Below are 18441 nucleotides of genomic sequence, written 5' to 3'. Positions count from 1 at the left end.
GAAGGATTCCCCGATGGCCAAGCCATTGCCGCAGCGCGCGCTGCGGGCCCCGATGCGCCCGACCGCCCGCGTCGTCGCCGACGCCGAACACCTCACCAACCTCACCCCCCACCTCAGCCCGCGGGACCGGTGGGTCGCCCGACTCCTCTACGAACACCGAGTCCTGACCACCCACCAGCTCGTCCAGGCCGGCTGGCCCACCCGGCGCACCGCCAACGAACGGCTCCTCCAGCTCTACCGCTGGCGCGTCATCGACCGCTTCCAGCCACTGAGCCCCGTCGGCGAAGGCATGCCACCCGCGCACTACGTCTGCGACGTCGCCGGCGCCGCGATCCTCGCCGCCGAAGACGGCGTCGACCTGGCCTCGACCGGTTACCGCCACGAGCGGGCCCTCGGGGTCGCCTACTGGCCCCAACTCGCCCACCGTCTTGCTGTCAACGGCTTCTTCACCCACCTCATCGCCCACGCCCGCAGACCCGACCCGGCCGGCGCCCTCACCGCCTGGTGGTCCGAAACCCGCACCCGGGCCGCGTTCGGCGACATCGTCCGCCCCGACGCCTACGGCCGCTGGACCAGCCGCGGCAGCGACATCGAATGGTTCCTCGAACTCGACTGGGCCACCGAACCCTACGCCCGTCTCGCCACGAAGATCAACAAATATGGGCGGCTGGCCGCCTCGACCGGGATCACCACCCCGGTTCTGTTCTGGTTCCCGACCGCCGGGCGGGAGACCCGCGCGCGTCGTGCCCTGGCCGATGCCGTCGCCGGGCTCGACCAGCCGCACACTGTCCCCGTCGCGACCACCGCCGCCACCCTCGCCCCACCCGACGACCAGCTCGACCCGGCCCCCGCCCGCTGGCTGCCCCTCACCCCCAGCCGCGCCGGCCGGCTCACCCTCGACCAACTGCCCCAGGCCTGGCCCCGGCTGCCCGCACCCGCGCCGGTGTCCGACCGACCGGACGCCATCCCCACCGGGGCGGGCCTGCATCCGCCCGCGCCGATGCCTCCCGAGAAGTACCGGGGGTGAGCGGCCACGACCAGATACCTCGCCGGAGCGGTCGCCGCGGTGGTGCTGCTCATCGTGATGACGGGCGCCGCCGCCGTAGGGGCGGCCGAACGAGTCCTGTGCCTCCCAGTCGTCGGTTGGTTCCTCGGCTGCTCCAGCGGCGGCAGCCCCAGCCAGACCGCCCTCGACGACATCCCCGCCGGCTACCTCAACCTCTACATGCAGGCCGCCCCGAGCTGCCCCGGTCTGTCCTGGACGACCCTCGCCGCCATCGGCAAAGTCGAATCCGATCATGGTCGGAGTCGGCTGCCGGGCGTGGCCAGCGGCACCAACAGTGCCGGTGCCGGCGGGCCCATGCAGTTCCTCGCGCCGACGTTCGCCGAGGTCGTCGCCCGCCACCCGTTACCGGCGGGCGGGGTGAACCCGCCGTCGCTCTACAACCCCCAGGACGCCGTGTACGCCGCGGCGTACTATCTATGCGACAATCGCGTCGCGACCGATCTGACCGGCGCTCTGTGGGCCTACAACCATTCGGACGCCTACGTCGGCCAGGTCGTCATCCAGGCCACCAAGTACAGCTCTGAACCGTCGTCGAGCTCTTCAGTAGAGTGCCGGCTTGTTCAGTCGACAGTTCAGTCGGGTTCCGATGGTTTCAGTAGTGCGGCGCTGGCGGCGGTTGCGTACGCCTGTGCGCAGATCGGTAAGCCGTATGTGTGGGGTGGCAACGGGGATCCCGGGTTCGACTGTTCGGGGTTGACTTACATGGCGTATGCCGTGGTCGGTATCCAGATTCCGAGGACGGCCCAGACGCAGCACGACGCCGGTCCGTTGYTGTCGGCAGGAACGCCTTTGCGACCAGGCGACCTGGTGTTCTTCGGTACCCCCGGCAACATCCATCACGTCGGAATCTCTTTGGGAGGAACCATGATGGTCGATGCACCTGATTTCGGAAGGACGGTGACGGAACGGAATTTCAGTAGCTTCCCGGACTATGCAGGTGCGTCCAGGCCGGCGCGGTAGCGGAGGTTCTGTGGTCTATCGAGGCTTGCTGTCGGTGATGACTATGGCCGTGTCCGGCGTGCCCGCGATGATTCATCGTGGATCTGGTTTTTCGGTGGGGATGGTGCCACTCGTCAGCGAAAGAGGGATGCGATGGTGAACGCTGGGGTTTTCCCGGCGCGGGTGCGTCGGTTGGCGGTAGTCGTTCCACCGGCTGACGGGGAGGCGCTGGGCTCGTGGGTTGATCGGGTCGCGGCCGACTTCGGAACGTCGACGGGGAACGCGGCGCGCTGGCTGGGGTTGGAGTGCCGCCTCGGGCCGGGTGGGAGCACGATGCGCCCCCGGTTCTACGGCGTGGGGTTGACTGCGGTGAGCATCGCTGGGTTGACGGCCGCGACGGGGCTGGCGGCTGAGCGGTTCGAGGAGATGTGCCTGGCGCGGTTCGCGGGCACCGCACTGGACCTGACCGGTTTGGATCTCTCCGATGATTCGTCACTCCGGCCGCTGCCGCACCGGGAATGGGCGCTGTTCCTCGGTAGCAGGGCCTGCCCGGCGTGTCTGGCGGAGTCGGGTGGGGTCTGGCCGTTGTGGTGGAGACTCGGCGTGGCGGCGGCGTGTCCACGGCATGGCCTGCTTCTACTGGACCGCTGCCCGGCCTGCGGTATGCCGTTGCGCCGTGGGCACCTGCGGCGCAGTGATGTGTCCCGACGGCGGGGCGCTGACCCGCTGCAATGTGGGAACGCCGGTCCGCAGCATCCATCGAGATGCCAGCAACGGCTGGACGTGTTGGAAAGCCCTCCGGCGACGATTGAGGTGCTCACCGTGCAGCGTGTGGTGCTGGAGATGGCGTTCGGCGGTCCCGGGTCGATCGCGGGTGGTCCGGTCACAGGACGGGAGTGGTTTGAAAGCCTGCGGTTCGCTGCCGCGTTGCACCGCCTGTTCGCCCCGGTCGACTATGTGACGAGCTATCAGGGGATGCCACCGCAGGCAGCCGACGCGTTCATAGCCGCGGCGGCGCACCGGGACGAGAAAGGCGCGCTGCGGATACGGAACCCGCCGAACGCTGCCCACGCGGCAGCGGACCTGCTTCTGGCCGTGCCGGTTCTGGCCGCCGCGGATCCGGGTGCCTGCACGGAACTGCTGCTGCCGTTGGCGGCGGCTGAGGCACGGATGTTGACCGGAGCGTCGGATCGGCGTGACCGCATGTGGACGGTGGACTGCGCGGGCATTCTGCCGCGGCTATGGAAAGCGATCCGCCGTTCCCGGCATCGGATCTTCGACGCCGACGTGCGTCCGGTGCTACGAACGACAACCGCAGCCGGCTTGGAGTATCGCCATATCCCTCAGCTGATCGACGTGGCGGACTACGGAGAGCTGGTCGCCTCCTGCCTGCCAGGAATCGCGGAGGTCGCCGGACGGCGGCTGACCGCCGCCGCGTGCGGCCGTCTGCTCGGCGCCCGGTCCTGGGATCTGGCCGTGGGCAGGCTGGGAATGGCCGGCCACGCCGGGGTGGTGAGCGGGAACGCCGGCGTGATCCGCGGGCTGGCGGATCCGGAGGCGTTCTGGGCGGCGGTCTCGGAGGTGATGGACCGGTTGGCGGCCCGGGGGCCGGTCGACTACGCGGCGCGCCGCGAGGTTCTTGCCAGTCTGACGGAGATACCCCGGCTGGTGTTGGACGGGATCGCTGTCCGCTCGGGCATGCCGACCTGCCCGGGGCAGTATCGGCACGCTGCTGCCTGGGTCTGGGCGCAGGTGACCGGTGGGGACATCCGCGACGCCCCCGCCTATCCCGCCCGGCTTGCGGACGGACGCCCGACGCGGGGCGCTGCTCGCAGACTGGACGGCGCCCACCGCCGTCGTTTCGTCGCAGCCCTGCCGCCTGCGGCCTGCGAGGACCTGCTTCGCTACGGCGCTGGCCTGCTGGCGGGTCGAGGGGTCCCGGCATGAGCCGACACAGCACCCGAAGACTGAAGATCCGATACGTCGAGGCGGGTGGGGTCGATCGGCTGGTCCTCGCGGAGGAAGCCGGCAGTGTTGCCTTCGAGTCCTGCCGGCCGGTGCGTGTGATCCCCGCCTACCATGGGCAGCGTCACACGCCCGGCTGGTACTGGTCCGCCACCACAGGCGGGTTGCTGGCCTACGAGAGCTTCCTGGAACGCCAGTGGCTGACGCTGCTGGACTTCGACGCCCCGGTGACCGCGATCGCCACCCAGGCCCTGGAGCTGCATGGCACCGACGCCGCTGGTGACTGGCGGCACGTCCCGGATATCTTCACCCGCCGCGCGGACGGGTCGGTCCTGATCGTCGATGTGAAGAATCCTCGCCGCCGGCACGATCCGCGGGTGGTTCAGCAGGCCGAACGGACTGCCTCCGCCTGCGATCGGATCGGCTGGGCCTACGAGATGGTGACGGTTCCGCCCTCGCAGCGTTACGCCAACGTCGCCTGGCTGGCTGGCTACCGCCGGCCGCTGCGGGCCGCCAGCGGGCTGACAGCGTCGATCACGACTCAGGCCGCGGCGCAGACCACGGTGGCGGAGTTAGCCGCCGCGACGGGCGCCCCGGAGCTGGCCCGTCCAGTTATCTTCCACTTGCTCTGGTGTCAGCAGCTGGTCTGCGATCTGGACACTCCGCTGTCCGAACGCACCGGGGTGCGTGGCCGATGACCGCGCCGACCAGGCTGGCGTTGGGTGACTGGGTCGCGTTCGACAACGAGACCCAGCAGATCGTGGGATTCACCGATACCGGCGTGCGGCTGCGGTCGGAGACCGGCCGCATGCAGATCATCCTGCTGGCAGCGCTGCTCGCCGCCCCCGACTTCCGCACCATCCCCGATAGCGCGGCGGCGGAGGCAGGTGAGGTGYGCACCGGGGCGGTGGACCGGGAAGCGATCCTGCTCGGCCTGCCCGCCGGTGAACGTGCCCGCGTGGAAGAACTGGAGAAACACCTGCACCAGGTCGAGACTGGTTTCCCGACCGCCACCGCGGCCGATCACAGCGAACCCGACCCTGCCTACGATCCCGCCCAGACCACGCTGACCGCGCGGATCGACACCAAGGCGGCCGAGCTGGGTCTGACGAGCCGACGGCTCTGGCAACTACGCCGGGCCTGGCAGGACGATGGCCTGGTCGGCCTCGCTGACCGGCGCAAGACCCGCCCCTGCGCGCGTGGAAGAACTGGAGAAACACCTGCACCAGGTCGAGACTGGTTTCCCGACCGCCACCGCGGCCGATCACAGCGAACCCGACCCTGCCTACGATCCCGCCCAGACCACGCTGACCGCGCGGATCGACACCAAGGCGGCCGAGCTGGGTCTKACGAGCCGACGGCTCTGGCAACTACGCCGGGCCTGGCAGGACGATGGCCTGGTCGGCCTCGCTGACCGGCGCAAGACCCGCCCCTGCGCCCCGCTGGCCCCCGTCGACCCGCGGGTTATCACGGCGATCCGTGAACAGGCCGCCGCTGACCGGTTGGAATCCTCGGCGACGATTGGGAACCGTTTCCACCGGCGCACCCAGAACCGGCTCGACGCCCAGCACGGTCCCGGCGAGGTCGTCCTCCCTGGCAAGGACCGCTTCCGCCGGATCGTCAACCAGGCGCTGGTCGGGCCCCGACCCGACGACCCGGCGACGCTGCGGATCCGCACCGCGAACCAGCCGGACCGGACCTTCGGGAAAGCGACCGCCACCCGCCCGGGTGAGGTCGTGATGATGGACACCACCGGACTCGACGTGATTGCCTACGACCCGGACACCGACGACACCGTGCCGGTCGAGCTCACAGTCGCCCTCGACCTGGCGACCCGGTCCCTGTTGGCCTGGCGGCTTACCCCGCGCGGCACGAAGAGCGTCGACATCGGCCTGCTGCTCGCGGATGTGATGACCCCGGAGCCGATGCGCCCGCACTGGCCCGACGTGCTGCGCTTCGCGTCGCTACGGATCCCGCACGAGCGGATCCTCACCGTTGACCAGCGTCTCGCGCACGCCGCGGCCCGGCCGGTCATCTATCCGGAGACGCTGCTGTTCGATCACGGAAAGCCCTACAAGTCCGAGGTCGTCACCCGCGCATGCCGGCGGCTGGGGATCAGCATCCAGGACGCCAGGATGTTCACCCCGACCGACAAGCCCCATGTCGAACGCATCTTCGCGACGATCAACCGGCAGTTCTGTGAACACCTGGCCGGCTACAAGGGCTCCGACATCACCCACCGGGGCCTGCACGCCGAGGACACCGCCCGGTGGAGCATCGACGACATCGCCGAGCTGTTCGCCGAATACGCGGTCGGGATCTACCAGCGCCGTCACCATCAGGGGCTGATCCTCCACGGCTTTCCCGACCTACGCGCCTCGCCGAACGAGGCATACGCCATGGCGATCGCCGCCGCGGGCTACGTCGACTGCCCCAACGATCCCGACCTCTACTACGAACTCCTGCCGATCGCCGACGGGAAAGGCCGCACCATCCAACCGGCCGGCGTCCGCATCGGCTATCTCACCTACAACGCCGACATCCTCTACCGCTACCGCAAGACCCGCTCGCCTTACCCGGACGGCCTCTGGCCGATCCGCCGCGACCCTCGCAACCTGCTCCACGCCTACTTCCACGACCCCGACGACGGACGGTGGCATGTCCTGCGCTGGACTCACGCCCTCGACGTCCACCAGCCGTTCACCGACGTCACCATCCGTGAAGCCCGCCGACTCGTTTCCCAGCGCGGACGCAACCCCACCGACCAGGACGACATCGCCACCGCTCTGCTGGACCTTCAGAACCGCGCTGACGACCCTGCGACCTGGACCCGGACCGCACGCAGCCGGCACGCCCGCGACAGCCACCGCGGCCGAGCGGCACACCGTGACGCCGAGCGGGCTGGCCCGCCGGCCGACGACCGTCAACCCCCGACAGACCTGCCACCAGTTCCCGCCGACGAGTTCGATCTCGACGAGATCCCCGCGGCCGAGACCTGGAAACCCCGCCTTCTTCGGACCCCTTGATGCACTTCGCGCACCCCGGGCTTGCCGAGCCACGCACCAAAGAAGAATGGCGCGCCTATCTCGACACCGCCCCACCCACTCCGCCATCCATGCCTTCCCACGCCGCCTACCTGCGCATGGACCCTGGCCAGCGCGCCCTCCTCGACGAGGCTCGCGAGGACTACCACAGCGCCCTGATCCTCGTCCGCACCGAACAGATGAAACGCATCCACCACCTGATTCATCGGCGCATGCGCACCAACGCACGGCAAGCCCCCGGAGCCCGCCGCGGTATTGTCCTCGACGGCCCAGCCACCATCGGGAAATCAACCTTGGTGAAAATCTTCGCCGCGGACTTCGAGCAGGCCCTCCGCAGCCGCTATCCGGACCGGTTCGCTATTGACACCGAACCCAGCGTCATCAACGGCTACCTCGTCGACTACACCCCGGTTGTCTATCTCAACATCCCTTCCCAGGCCACGCCGAAAGATCTCTCCGTCATCCTCGCGGACTACCTCGGCCACCCCCACTCCAACCACGCCACCAAAAACGAGATCACCAAAGCCGTGCTCGACGCCATGCGGCTTTGCGGCGTCGAACTCGTCATCATCGACGACGTCCACTTCCTCGACCTGTCGGCCCGCGAAGGAAAGATCGTCAACGATCATCTCAAATACCTTGCCAACCACACCGCCGCCACCTTCATCTACACCGGAGTCGACCTGAAAACCTCCGGCCTGTTCCTCGAAGGCCACGGCAGCACCCGCGCCACCCAGACTTCAGGACGCAACACCCTCCACAAAATGAGGCCCTTCACTCTCGGCGGCGACCCGGAGAAAAAAGAATGGATCGGCGTCATCAAAGCCATGGAAGACGCCCTCCTGCTCCACCACCACCAGCCCGGCAGCCTCGTCCGCCTCTGGGACTATCTCCACGACCGCAGCGCAGGAAGCATCTGCGGCCTGTCCGACCTCATCCGCGAATCCGCCGTCGAAGCCATCCACACCGGCCAGGAATCCATCACCCGCACCCTCATGGACACCATCGAGATCAGCGAGCTCGCACAGGAAAACTACCGGCGGACACGATCATCCTCACAGGGAAAGCAACGGAAGCGTCCGTCAGTCGAGTCTCAGCCGGACATCGCCAATACCGATGAACCGGTAACATCGAGCTGATCAGTGTCGATCTTCATCCGCCGGCGCTCGTTCCGTTGACCCACAGGACAAGAACCCCGATCACAAACGCCGCACAGACCGCGACACCCCACCCGAAGGACTTCCAGGACCACTGGTGAGGCTGTGGCATCCGCACTCTCGTCGCCGCCGCGGCAGCCGCCGCTAGATTCTTCGATGCTCGCTCCATCGCCTCAATCGTGTCAGTCCTCCCAGCCAGGGAACGCGAAGCGCTGTGAACCTGATCGGCCAGCCTGTTCACACCCTGGAGTTCTTCGATGAGCTCGTAGAGTTGAGCGTGACGGACCGACAATCGCAGGCTTTCTGAGTGAACGCCGAGCAGCTCCACGAATTCCACATACTCTCCCCGAAGGCGCCTGAGGAGGTCGGCTGCACCATGCAGTTCGTCGACATGGCTCGGAAGATCCCGAAGGTTGCGTGCTGCGGCCAGCAGTAGCTCCACATGATCCGGTAGGGATCGAAGGTCACGCGCCGAGCTCTCCAGGGAAGGAACATGATCCGGAAGTTCTCGAAACACCCGAGCCGAGTTCTCCAGGGATGCGACGGTATCGGCGTCGAGATACGCCAGATGGAAGGACTCAGCTACGATCTCCTTCAAGATTCTATGAGTTCCTTGGCTGATATCGGAAACTTTGTCGATCGCCGTTACGATTTCCGTTTTGGTGTCGACGATGGCCTCGCTCATCAGTTCCTGGAGCCGTTCCCGGTTCAGCCAGTCCAGCTTGTCTAGCTCGTCCGCGGCATCACCCTCCCTCTCGGCCTTCCACTGTTGGAGGAGTTCGACAGGGTATTTTCTCCACTCGGGCCCGTCGATCTCGTCAGAATGTTCCACGCAAAGGAGAATAAGGTTCTTCGGACTGTTGAGATAGGTCACCGACTTGGTGGGATCGTGACGCGCACTCTTGGCATTCAAGCCATATATGTGGGCGATGATAACGCTGATTCTCCAGCGGTCACCGACCGCGCGCATGACGCGCGCCTTGCAGTTCGGTTCGTAACAATATCCCCGACTGAGCATGAACAGTGCCTCGCGGGTTCCAGCCCCATAGTTACGGCCGTGCGCCATCCCCGGACATCCCCTTCGCCTCCGGCGCCCCGCTGCTCAAGCAGGCGACGACGCCCCCGTTCCACTGCGAGAAGGGTAATTGGGAGGTACGACAGGTTTAGCCTGGTTCGCGAACAGGCAATGGCGTTCGACCCGGATAGGACGCAAAGATGCAGGTCGGGGAGGGTGAGGGCCTCGGCCTTGCCGATCTTCTGCGTCCCATGGCCTCGACGACGCGATCATCCTCAGCCACCCAGCAGCGGCGCCCAGGGCGACGCCCACTTGGAGTCGCGGGAGCCTGGGTTGGGTAGCGCCGCCGCCGAAGTACCAGCTTCAAAGGCCCCTCCACTGAAAGATCCGCCGGACCGGGGGCGGCCCTATCGGCACGTTCCGAGACTTCAGTGCCCAGTTCCGAGCGCCGTCTCCCTGAAGCGTTCGAGACCGCTCGACAACAGCTCTGAACCGCCGTTGAAGTCTTCATTCGGCTGCCAGCTTGTTCAGTCGGGTTCCGATGGTTTCAGTAGTACGGCGCTGGCGGCGGTCGCGTACGCCTGTGCGCAGATTGGTAAGCCGTACGTGTGGGGTGGCAACGGCAATCCCGGGTTCGACTGTTCGGGATTGACGCACGCGGCATACGCCGCGGTCGGTATCCAGATTCCGAGGACGGCCCAGACGCAGTACGACGCCAGTCCGCTGCTGCCGTCCGGAACGCCGCTGCAACCCGGCGACCTGGTGTTCTTCGGAACCCCAGGCAACATCCATCACGTCGGTATCTCTTTGGGAGGGACCATCATGGTCGATGCGCCCGATTTCGGAAGGACAGTCACGGAGCGGAATTTCAGTGCCTTCTCGGACTTTGCGGGCGCGTCCAGGCTTGCCTTGTAGCGGAGGGCCTGTGATCTTTCAGGGTTTGCTGCCGGTGAGGGCGATCTCTGGTGTCGGTGTCGTAGTCGAACAGCTTGCCCTAGCGGCCCGGTCGGCGCCTGTGCCATCGGCCCTTTCGCGGCGGCGGGGTCGTGGCCAGCGAGACCAGCGCGAGCACGCTGCGGGCGGTGTAGTCCAGAACCGCGGCAGCGTCCCTGGCGTAGTCGGCGGGGCCCCGTGGATCGGGATCACGTATCTCGTCGTCGTCGGCGGTATCTGCCACGACGTGCTGGGCGTAGCGGATCGTGCCGAGTATCCAGCTCCTGCTCGCGATGATGTCCTCGTAAGCCGCTTCCGCGCCCACGGCTGCGAGGAGCGCGAGATCCCCGGCTGCCAGCCGGGGAATGGTGTCCTCGGGGCCGGTGATGCGCACCGCTGTGAAGGCCAGCACATCGAGCAGCCTGACGGCCTCGACGGGGTCGGTTTCGGCCGGCAGCTCGTGGAGCGCCAAGGCATGCGACGCGAGGCGTGTGGTCGTGGAGGCAAGAGGCGTATGGTCCAACGCCCACGTGACGCGATCGGAGGACAGACCAAAGCTGGCAACGCCGCCAAGAAACGCCGCGACAGGCAGGGCGCATTGGTGCACAAGATCTTGGCTCGTGAACGGCGGCCACATAACCGCACAGACGACAGCGGGGACCAGCAGGAACAGGCGTGCGACGACCGAGACGAGTAGCCGACGGCGCCGGTAGCGGCGGACTGCTCGAAGGACCGTCGGATCGAGGATCAGCGGCTTGTCCATAGGGTGCACCACCTCCAGCGTGACACTCACGCGAGCCCAGCGGCCAGAAGCCGAAGCAACGCTGATCGAGTCCAACCAACTCGCACCGACAGTTGGTTCGGCTCGGGAGCCGCACTCGCACGATGGGGTGGGGTGCCCGTACGGCGGATTCTTCCAGAAGCTGCTTGCCCGGGAGGCAGAGCGGGCCACCGAACCACAGCCAATCCTGGCGAGCACTGAAAGATCCACTACCTGAGCAGGCGCCCGCCCAGCGCACTCGGAAGGTTCAGTGGCCAGGTCGCAGCGCCGGCCCGCTGAAAGGCTCCGATGCGGTTGACAAGTACCACTCGACCGGTGGCGGTTTCAGAGCCGACACCGCGCCGTCCGACGCCGGTTACGCTGCCGTCGTCTACGCCCAGGGCCAACTCGGCATCCCCTACCTGTGGGGTGGAGACGGCCCCCAGTTGACTGAACTACCAGATGGCCGGGTCAAGGTCACCGGCGGTTTTGACTGCTCGGGTCTGACTCGTGCTGCCTATGCGGCAGCCGGGGTCAACTTGCCCCGAACCGCCCAGCAACAGTACGAAGCGGGACCGCTGGTTCCCGCAGGCTCGGTCCTGCAGCCGGGGGACCTGCTGTTCTTCGGGACCGGGCCTGGTGATGTCACGCACGTCGGGATTGCAATCTCGTCAACTCAAATGATTAATGCTCCTCATCGGGGTGCCGTCGTCCGCATCGACTCGATCTGGCGCAATCTTGTAGGGGTAACACGGCCTGCGGATCGGGGATGAAGGCGACCACGGCGTGGCTGGATAGGAATGGTGATTTTCGCCGTGTGTCCGTCCGCCGTCGTAACCGAAGGGCATGGCGACAATCAGACCACTGGATCGCGTGGAGGTTCCGGCGTGGTGAGCGTCCGTTCTGTGCGTCTGTCCGCTGGAGTAGGGCGATGATCGATACTGGGAATGCGTCGCGAGACTTGGCCGCGCTGGTAGTGCCTTGTGTCGGATGCCTGCGAGACACGGGCGAGCTGTTCGAGCCGTACCGTCTGCTGGACGGAACTGGGCGTGTTGTGGAGCCGGTCACGGTCTATTTGAAGGATCTGCAGGCGTCAGGCCGGTCGGCGGCAACGCAACGCTCCTATGGGCTGGATCTTCTTCGCTGGTTCCGTTTCCTGTGGGCGGTTGATGTGTCCTGGGATGCGGCGGGCAGAGCCGAGGCACGTGACTTCTCCAGCTGGCTGAGAACTATCGACAAGCCGGCGCGGAGCCAGCGAACGAGGAAAGCATCGGGGGCGGGGCGCCCGAACCCAGTCACGGGAAGGCCCTCCCCGGGGATGAAGTATGCGGCCCGTACAGTCGCGCATAGCGAAACCGTCCTACGCGCCTTCTATGATTGCCACCGGCGCTGGGGTAATGGGCCTGTCATAAATCCGTTTCCGCTGGTCCGGCAGCGGGAGGACCAGGGACGGCCCCACGCACACCATAATCCGTTGGAGCCGTTTCGCAACACGAGGGTCGGCTTGTATCGTCCGGGCATCCCGAAGCGGGTACCTCGCGCGATCCCGGACGAGCGTTTCAACGAGTTGTTCGCGGCGCTGCTGAGTCACCGCGACCGTGCACTGGTTGCATTTTACGTGTCAACTGGTGCTCGCGCGTCCGAGCTGTTGGGGGCTACCCAGGCTGATGCTGACTCGGGCCAGCAATTGATCAGCGTTGTGAGGAAAGGTTCCCGGACGATCCAGCGGCTGCCGGCGTCTCCGGACGCCTTCGTATGGCTTCGTCTGTATCAGCAGGAGGTTCATGATCTGGTGCCGTCCGGACCGGACTGCCCCCTCTGGTGGACATTGCGGCGGCCGGCTCGCCCCTTGACTTATCATGCCGCCAGGGCGGCCCTCAACCGGGCGCAGGCCATGTTGGGGAGTAACTGGACCTTGCATGATTTTCGTCATACGGCCGCCTACCGTATGGCACGGGATCCCCAGGTGGCATTGACCGACGTGCAATGGGTCCTCGGGCACGCCAGCCTGACGACAACGCAGATCTACACGACCCCGTTCGAAGGCGAGGTCCTCGCCGGAATGCGCGCTCACCATGCCCGCCAAGCCGCAGGCCTTGCCGCGCCACCGCCTCCGCCGGCCGTGGGATACCGGCCTGACAGCCTGCAGGTCCTTTTCCCCGGGAGAACACCGTGACCGAGGTCTTGGATCGGCCGGATCCTTCCGCCGGGTCGCAATCCATTGTCAGGAAACCCGGGACGATGCGCGGCACCGCAGGCGCTGCTGCGCGTCTGCGGATACAGTTCCCGCCACGGGCAGTTCCGGGGTCGTGGCCGGAAACCTTCCTTGGCAGTCGTGACATCGTTGAGMTTCTTGTTCCCCCGCCCTACGGGTCGGACAAGCAGGCCGTGCAATGGAAACGACGCAGCGGCATCACCGGCGTCCTGCGGTGGCTGCAGGGCCATTCAGGCGCTACCTGGCAGCAGCGATGGCTCGCCACAGGAGTGCAGGAGCTCGACGGGAAGCACTGGCGGGAAATAGCCGTGCAATGGCTGCGGGGCGTCGGCGACGACACCAACGAGCCCTGTCTCTCGACTGGCCTGCTCGCCTTGATCTGCGGGGATGTGATCCGGCCCGGGGTGCGGTGGATGATGACCCGTCATTCCCCGCGTTTCCAAGCGGCCATGGAACGTTCCCGTGACCCCGACGGCTTCTCCCGGCTGCGGGCCTGCGCGCGGGAGAACCCTGCCGCGGCGCCGCTGATGGTCCGTCTCGCTCTCTACCGCACCGCCACGATCATGGCTTGCAAAGGCGGAATCATCTCCGATATCGTCCCCGGCGACTGCGTGGAGTTGCTGGACGTCCAAAGCTCGGTGCAGGCCAAAGGTGGAACCTGCAAGACCTATTTCTACCAGCTCCTGCACGACGCCGGGATCTTCTCTCCCGATGCGCCACCCACGATACGGGCCTTCCGCGGCGCAACCGGACAGCTCACCGTCGAGGCGCTCGTGGATCGGTTCGCTCTACGCTGCCGGCCAGTGCGGAATCTCCTCGTCGAGTATCTGCGTTACCGGCAGCCAGCAGTGGACTACGTCAGCCTGAAGGAACTCGCGGAAAAGCTCGCGGGCCTGTTCTGGGGAGACCTGGAGCGCCACCATCCCGGAATCTACTCCCTCCACCTTCCCGACGAGGTCGCCACGGCTTGGAAGCAACGCATCCAAGTGAGAACTACGAAGGCGGCCGACACTGACGGGGGTTTCGTCGACGTTGAGACCCCGCGGGCGAACGCCAAGAGCTGCATGTTCGCAGTCCGTGCCTTCTATCTTGACATTGCGCAGTGGGCGTTGGAAGACCCAGCCCGTTGGGGCCCTTGGGCCGCACCCTGCCCGGTCACTCCTGCCGACGTCAATCGGTGGAAAGAGCGGATGCGCCGCAAGGCGCGGATGGACCAGCGCACCCGCGAGCGTCTGCCGCACCTGCCCGCCCTTGTCCGCATTGTTGAACAGCGCCGCCATGACACCGCGGAGCGTCTCGCGGTCGCTCGCCGCACCGACCCCGGTGAGATCTTCACCATCGCGGACCGCACTTTTCTACGGCCGGTCATGCCGACCGCTGGCGGCACGAAGGTCTGGGCCGACGACCAGAACAGCGGCGTTCGCCACGACCTGACCTTTGAAGAACACGAAGCGTTCTGGGCATGGGCAACGGTGGAAATCCTGCGACACACGGGAATCCGGGCAGAGGAGCTCCTCGAACTTACCCACCACAGCTTCATCCAATACCAGCTTCCCGCCACCGGCGAGCTGATTCCCCTCCTACAGATAGCGCCGTCGAAAACTGACACCGAACGCCTTCTGCTGATCAGCCCGGAACTCGCCGACGTCCTCAGCGCCGTGGTCTGCCGCGTCCGCGACGCCACTGGAACCGTGCCTCTCGTCCCCTCCTACGACATCCACGAATGCGTCTGGCTTCCGCCGATGCCACTGCTGTTCCAACGACGCTGGGGCGCCGAAAACCGAGCGCTACCACGCCGGTCCATCGAGAAGGCGCTCAGCAACGCCCTCGCGCACTCCGGACTGACCGGACCGGACCAAAAGCCCCTCGACTTCACCCCGCACGACTTCCGCCGCATATTCGTCACCGACGCTGTCATGAGCGGCCTCCCACCCCACATCGCCCAGGCCATCTGCGGGCACCGCGACATCAACACCACGATGGGCTACAAGGCGACCTACCCCGAGGAAACGATCGAAGCGCACCGCGCGTGGATCTCCCGACGCCGTTCCGTGCGCCCCAGCGAAGAATACCGGACACCGACGGAACAAGAATGGGAAGACTTCTTTGGCCACTTTCAACGGCGCAAAGTATCCCTCGGCACCTGCGGGCGCGCCTACAACACTCCGTGCATCCATGAACATGCCTGCATCCGATGCCCGATGCTGCGGCCTGACCCGGCCCAGCGGCCACGACTCGTCGAGGTTCACGACAACCTGCAAGCACGCATCAGCGAAGCCGAACAGCAAGGATGGCTCGGCGAAATCGAGGGCCTCACCATCAGCCTCGCCGCCGCCGAAGCAAAACTCGCCGATCTCGACCGCCTCACCAACCGGCAGACCACCGTCCATCTCGGCATGCCCAGTGTCCATCACCTCGTCGCACGCACCATCACCACTAATGCGCCCGAGAACCGGTCACTCGAGTAGGGCCACCCTCTCACACCCGTCCAGCTAACGACTCAACCGAGACAAATATGATCTGTCCGACTTGCGCAAGTTCAGAGAACCGGCCGAAGGCGGCTTCGACTGCTCCGGACTCACTAGAGCTGCCTACCAGGCCGAAGGAATCGATCTGCCCCGCACCGCGCAGACTCAGGACAAGGCTGGGCCCGCGGGAGGACACGCGGACGGAAGCACAGCAGGCTGGATCACAGCGCCTGCGTTCCTGCCGCGACAGAGGTGTTCGCGAGGGTGCTCGTGGAGTCGAGCACCTTCCACTGCTGGAGCATGTCGAGCAGCTGGTCGCGGTCGAGGGTGTAAAGGGTGGTGAGGGTGCGCAGGTCTCCCTCGCGGATCGAGAGGACCCGGCCGGCGTAGTCGCCGCGCTCCCGCTAGATCTCGGCGACCCAGCGGCGCAGCGTCCCGGCGTCGTCGGCGGGTATAAGGGCCAGGGCGGGCAGGTTGAGCACGACGCGGGCGGCCTGCGGTGGGAGGGGCTCGGGGCGTTCGCTGGGCAGCAGGGTGTGGACGGGGACGCCGTAGAAGTCGGCGAGCGCGGCGGGCCTCTCGATATTGATCATCCGGTCGCCGCGTTCGTAGGAGCCGAGTGCCGCGGTCTTCCACTGGCCGTCGGAGCGGGTCTCGATCTGCTGGAGGGAGTGGCCTTGCCGGGTGCGGATGGCGCGCAGTCGGGCGCCCACCTCGCGGGCGTAGGAGCGGTTGTCGCTGGTCGTGGACATGTTTCCTCCCTGGGATTGGTGGGCCGGGAACGGGTGTGGGAAAGGCGGGGTCCGGGTCTCTGCGCCCAGGCGGGATCGCGGCTCCGGCCTAATGAGGCCGGGAGCGCGGTCGGGTCCGGTATGGGCTGCACGGGTGCCGGTGAGCAGTCCGGCCGTCCGGCCGTCGCGGTGCGGCCGGAGCCGGAGGGACGCGGTCGGACAGGTACGGCTGGGCACGATCGCGGCGGTTCCTGCGGGAATCCGGTGGGGGTTCGAGGGGCCGCGCCACGCGGCTGGCGTCGGCGCCGGTTCCGCCTACGGAGTGCCGGAGAGGGTGGGGGTGGGGCCTTCGTCGAAAGGGAGATCGTCGTAGGGGTATCGGGGTGCGGTCGACAGGCCGATGCCGTGGTCGGCGGCGTGGGTGGCGCGGGCGACGGTGAAGACGCTGCCGTCGGGATAGTGGTGCTGGTATGCGTCGGGGCCGGCGGGCCGGATGGCGGTGGCGTGCAGTCCGGTGAAGGTCGCGTGGTAGCCGCGCAGCCACCGGGTGGCGGCGTGGCGGCTGCTGGTGCGGCGCAGGAGGCGGGCGCCGTCGAGGACGAACCATCCGGAGTGGGGCCAGCCGTGCACTACGCGGTGTTCGATGATCCATCGGCGTGCCTGATGGCGGCTGTGAAACCGCTGCTGGCTGTGTGCGTCGGCATAGTCGAGGTCGGCGAGGAACCCGTCGGTACGGGTGTGGATCGTGCCGGCGGGCCGCCAACGGCCGGCCGGGATGGCGAGGAGAACCCGCCACGCCTCGTGGTCGGCGGGGCCCATCCGTCGGCGGTCGCGGCGCAGACGTGCGGTCGCGAGTGCGGTGGTGTGGGCGTGGTCCCAGGCGTGGAAGCGGGCAAGTCCAATGGTGTCCGCGGTGCTGATCGTGCGTCCGGCGGAGTCGGCCGCGGTGACCTGGCCGGGCCTGGTCGATGTGACGGTGAGGTCGTAGCCGGGCGGGTCCCGGTCGAGCGGATGCAGGGCGGCCGTGCGGGAGCAGCGCCCGCAGACGGGGGCGGTGGGGCCTGGTTGGTCCGAGGGAATCTGCTCGCGGAAGGGGAGACCGCAGAGGGCCACGGTCATCCCGGAAAGCGTCAGGTGGATCAGCCGGGAACGGGAAGAGACTCGAAGCATCGCATACTGCTCCGATAGCGAACAGTGATTGAAGGGGGACATGGCGATCTCCGACGGTGCTCGCGAATGGCAAATGCCAGCCCCGTGCGACGTGTCGCTGTGCGGGCGTGCCTCGGCAGGCTGGGGCCGGGTGTCGCCGAGGGCGATGTCTGCACGCGCCGCGCACTGGGCGAGGGCGGCGGCTTGCCTGCCCAGCAGGACGACGGTGCCGGTCAGGGGACAGCTACGGAAGAGCCGAAGGGCGTCATCGCCGATGGCCCTTCACCTGCGAGTGGTCGTCCGAGAACCGGAGAACCTGCCATCACCCGCGCTACGCGGTCAAGCCCTCGGGACGGGTACCCAGCGCCGGCTGCCTGGGCGTGGCCTCTGCCCGCAACGCGGCCCGTAGAGGACCGCGGCGAGCGCCCGGGACGGACATGCCGGCCCGGCTGACGCACGCGACCAGTGCCCGGTGGGCGCTGGGCTAGTCGGCGGTGAGCAGGCGCAGCAGGCGGAGACCGGGGAAGCCGCTGGTCGGCATCGCCGGTAGGTGGAACGTGCTGGGCTCGTCGAAGATTGGCTGGCCAGACGGCCGGCGGGTGTAGGGGGCCCAGCCGTAGTCGACGCCGTCGTCGGCGTCGTAGGCGGTCCAGACCACACATTCCTGTTCGCCGTCGCGCAGCGGCCGGACGGAGAACTCGTGGGCCTGCAGGCTGCCGGGGATCATCTCGATGATCTGCGGCACCGCGAAGGTGAACCGGCGGGCTTGCAGGGCTCGAGCGTGGTCCGCGGCGCGGGTCTCGAAGTCGGTCCGGGCGTTCTCGCCGTGGATGTAGTCGTAGTCGGAGAGGACCTGGCGGCTGTCCCCGTCGAGGACGACGATGGCCGGGTAATCGGTCATCCGGATGGACTGCTGGACACGGTCCACGACGTCGGTCACCAGGGTCCAGGTGGCGTCGTTCATCGCGGCCTCCAGTGGTCCAAATCCCGTTCCGGATC

Annotated in this window: 13 protein-coding genes and 3 pseudogenes; 11 read left to right on the top strand and 5 right to left on the bottom strand. The window is 67.1% G+C overall.

Going from position 1 to position 18441, the window contains the following annotated elements:
• Positions 1–13 precede the first annotated feature (13 nt).
• The 6 genes from CcI49_RS33485 to CcI49_RS33455 all read left to right on the top strand — a co-directional run bounded on the left by CcI49_RS33485 (position 14) and on the right by CcI49_RS33455 (position 8153).
• Positions 14–1027, top strand: coding sequence for a replication-relaxation family protein (locus tag CcI49_RS33485; protein ID WP_076833388.1), 1014 nt, complete (start codon positions 14–16; stop codon positions 1025–1027).
• Positions 1028–1066: 39 nt separating this feature from the next.
• Positions 1067–2026, top strand: coding sequence for a bifunctional lytic transglycosylase/C40 family peptidase (locus CcI49_RS33480; RefSeq protein WP_277872773.1), 960 nt, complete (start codon positions 1067–1069; stop codon positions 2024–2026).
• Between the two features lie 135 nt (positions 2027–2161).
• On the top strand, positions 2162–3952 hold the full coding sequence (locus tag CcI49_RS33475; protein WP_158230849.1) for a TniQ family protein: 1791 nt from the start codon (positions 2162–2164) through the stop codon (positions 3950–3952).
• Positions 3949–4668, top strand: coding sequence for a TnsA-like heteromeric transposase endonuclease subunit (locus tag CcI49_RS42310; protein ID WP_076833386.1), 720 nt, complete (start codon positions 3949–3951; stop codon positions 4666–4668). The genes CcI49_RS33475 and CcI49_RS42310 overlap by 4 nt, the downstream gene beginning before the upstream one ends.
• A gap of 501 nt (positions 4669–5169) precedes the next feature.
• The gene (locus CcI49_RS33460; protein ID WP_076833384.1) at positions 5170–6996 is read left to right on the top strand and encodes a DDE-type integrase/transposase/recombinase; all 1827 of its coding nucleotides are present in this window, start codon (positions 5170–5172) and stop codon (positions 6994–6996) included.
• Complete coding sequence (locus CcI49_RS33455; RefSeq protein WP_076833383.1) at positions 6996–8153, top strand: TniB family NTP-binding protein; 1158 nt, start codon at positions 6996–6998, stop codon at positions 8151–8153. The genes CcI49_RS33460 and CcI49_RS33455 overlap by 1 nt, the downstream gene beginning before the upstream one ends.
• 13 nt (positions 8154–8166) lie before the next feature.
• Here the strand turns inward: CcI49_RS33455 and CcI49_RS41790 are convergent, their stop codons facing one another.
• Positions 8167–9141 carry a hypothetical protein gene (locus CcI49_RS41790; protein WP_131831266.1) on the bottom strand — a complete coding sequence of 325 codons (975 nt, stop codon included), beginning with the start codon at positions 9139–9141 and terminating at the stop codon, positions 8167–8169.
• Between the two features lie 594 nt (positions 9142–9735).
• Here CcI49_RS41790 and CcI49_RS43815 point away from each other — a divergent pair.
• Positions 9736–10101, top strand: a pseudogene (locus CcI49_RS43815) (C40 family peptidase); the annotation flags it as partial.
• Positions 10102–10180: 79 nt separating this feature from the next.
• Here CcI49_RS43815 and CcI49_RS33440 read toward each other — a convergent pair.
• Positions 10181–10882 carry a hypothetical protein gene (locus CcI49_RS33440; RefSeq protein WP_076833442.1) on the bottom strand — a complete coding sequence of 234 codons (702 nt, stop codon included), beginning with the start codon at positions 10880–10882 and terminating at the stop codon, positions 10181–10183.
• 122 nt (positions 10883–11004) lie between these two features.
• Between CcI49_RS33440 and CcI49_RS44600 the strand changes: the two genes are divergently transcribed.
• The 4 genes and pseudogenes from CcI49_RS44600 to CcI49_RS43805 all read left to right on the top strand — a co-directional run.
• The gene (locus CcI49_RS44600; RefSeq protein WP_083749877.1) at positions 11005–11652 is read left to right on the top strand and encodes a C40 family peptidase; all 648 of its coding nucleotides are present in this window, start codon (positions 11005–11007) and stop codon (positions 11650–11652) included.
• A 731-nt stretch (positions 11653–12383) separates the two neighbouring features.
• Positions 12384–13055, top strand: a complete 672-nt coding sequence (locus CcI49_RS42840; RefSeq protein WP_198955712.1) for a site-specific integrase — start codon at positions 12384–12386, stop codon at positions 13053–13055.
• Positions 13052–15562 (top strand): site-specific integrase, encoded by a 2511-nt coding sequence (locus CcI49_RS33425; RefSeq protein ID WP_198955711.1) that lies wholly within the window; start codon positions 13052–13054, stop codon positions 15560–15562. The genes CcI49_RS42840 and CcI49_RS33425 overlap by 4 nt, the downstream gene beginning before the upstream one ends.
• Before the next feature lie 79 nt (positions 15563–15641).
• Positions 15642–15746, top strand: a pseudogene (locus CcI49_RS43805) (NlpC/P60 family protein); the annotation flags it as partial.
• 37 nt (positions 15747–15783) lie between these two features.
• Here the strand turns inward: CcI49_RS43805 and CcI49_RS33415 are convergent.
• The 3 genes and pseudogenes from CcI49_RS33415 to CcI49_RS33405 form a co-directional block, all read right to left on the bottom strand.
• Positions 15784–16314, bottom strand: a pseudogene (locus CcI49_RS33415) (helix-turn-helix domain-containing protein).
• A gap of 294 nt (positions 16315–16608) precedes the next feature.
• The gene (locus CcI49_RS33410) at positions 16609–17463 is read right to left on the bottom strand and encodes a hypothetical protein (RefSeq protein ID WP_241840380.1); all 855 of its coding nucleotides are present in this window, start codon (positions 17461–17463) and stop codon (positions 16609–16611) included.
• A gap of 463 nt (positions 17464–17926) precedes the next feature.
• Positions 17927–18406 (bottom strand): hypothetical protein, encoded by a 480-nt coding sequence (locus CcI49_RS33405; RefSeq protein ID WP_076833376.1) that lies wholly within the window; start codon positions 18404–18406, stop codon positions 17927–17929.
• Positions 18407–18441 lie beyond the last annotated feature (35 nt).

Origin of the sequence: Frankia sp. CcI49, assembly GCF_001983215.1 — a bacterium.
In the GTDB taxonomy this organism is placed as follows: Bacteria; Actinomycetota; Actinomycetes; order Frankiales; family Frankiaceae; genus Parafrankia; species Parafrankia irregularis.
Note: the sequence above shows the minus strand (reverse complement) of the source record. Positions and strands in the feature narration are given on the sequence as shown.

Excerpts from the sequence above, each read along its gene's own strand:
- CcI49_RS33485 (WP_076833388.1), top strand. The coding sequence starts at position 14 with ATGGCCAAGCCATTGCCGCAGCGCGCGCTGCGGGCCCCGATGCGCCCG.
- CcI49_RS42310 (WP_076833386.1), top strand. The coding sequence starts at position 3,949 with ATGAGCCGACACAGCACCCGAAGACTGAAGATCCGATACGTCGAGGCG.
- CcI49_RS33455 (WP_076833383.1), top strand. The coding sequence starts at position 6,996 with ATGCACTTCGCGCACCCCGGGCTTGCCGAGCCACGCACCAAAGAAGAA.
- CcI49_RS41790 (WP_131831266.1), bottom strand. The coding sequence starts at position 9,141 with ATGCGCGCGGTCGGTGACCGCTGGAGAATCAGCGTTATCATCGCCCAC.
- CcI49_RS33440 (WP_076833442.1), bottom strand. The coding sequence starts at position 10,882 with ATGGACAAGCCGCTGATCCTCGATCCGACGGTCCTTCGAGCAGTCCGC.
- CcI49_RS44600 (WP_083749877.1), top strand. The coding sequence starts at position 11,005 with ATGGGGTGGGGTGCCCGTACGGCGGATTCTTCCAGAAGCTGCTTGCCC.
- CcI49_RS33410 (WP_241840380.1), bottom strand. The coding sequence starts at position 17,463 with ATGCTTCGAGTCTCTTCCCGTTCCCGGCTGATCCACCTGACGCTTTCC.
- CcI49_RS33405 (WP_076833376.1), bottom strand. The coding sequence starts at position 18,406 with ATGAACGACGCCACCTGGACCCTGGTGACCGACGTCGTGGACCGTGTC.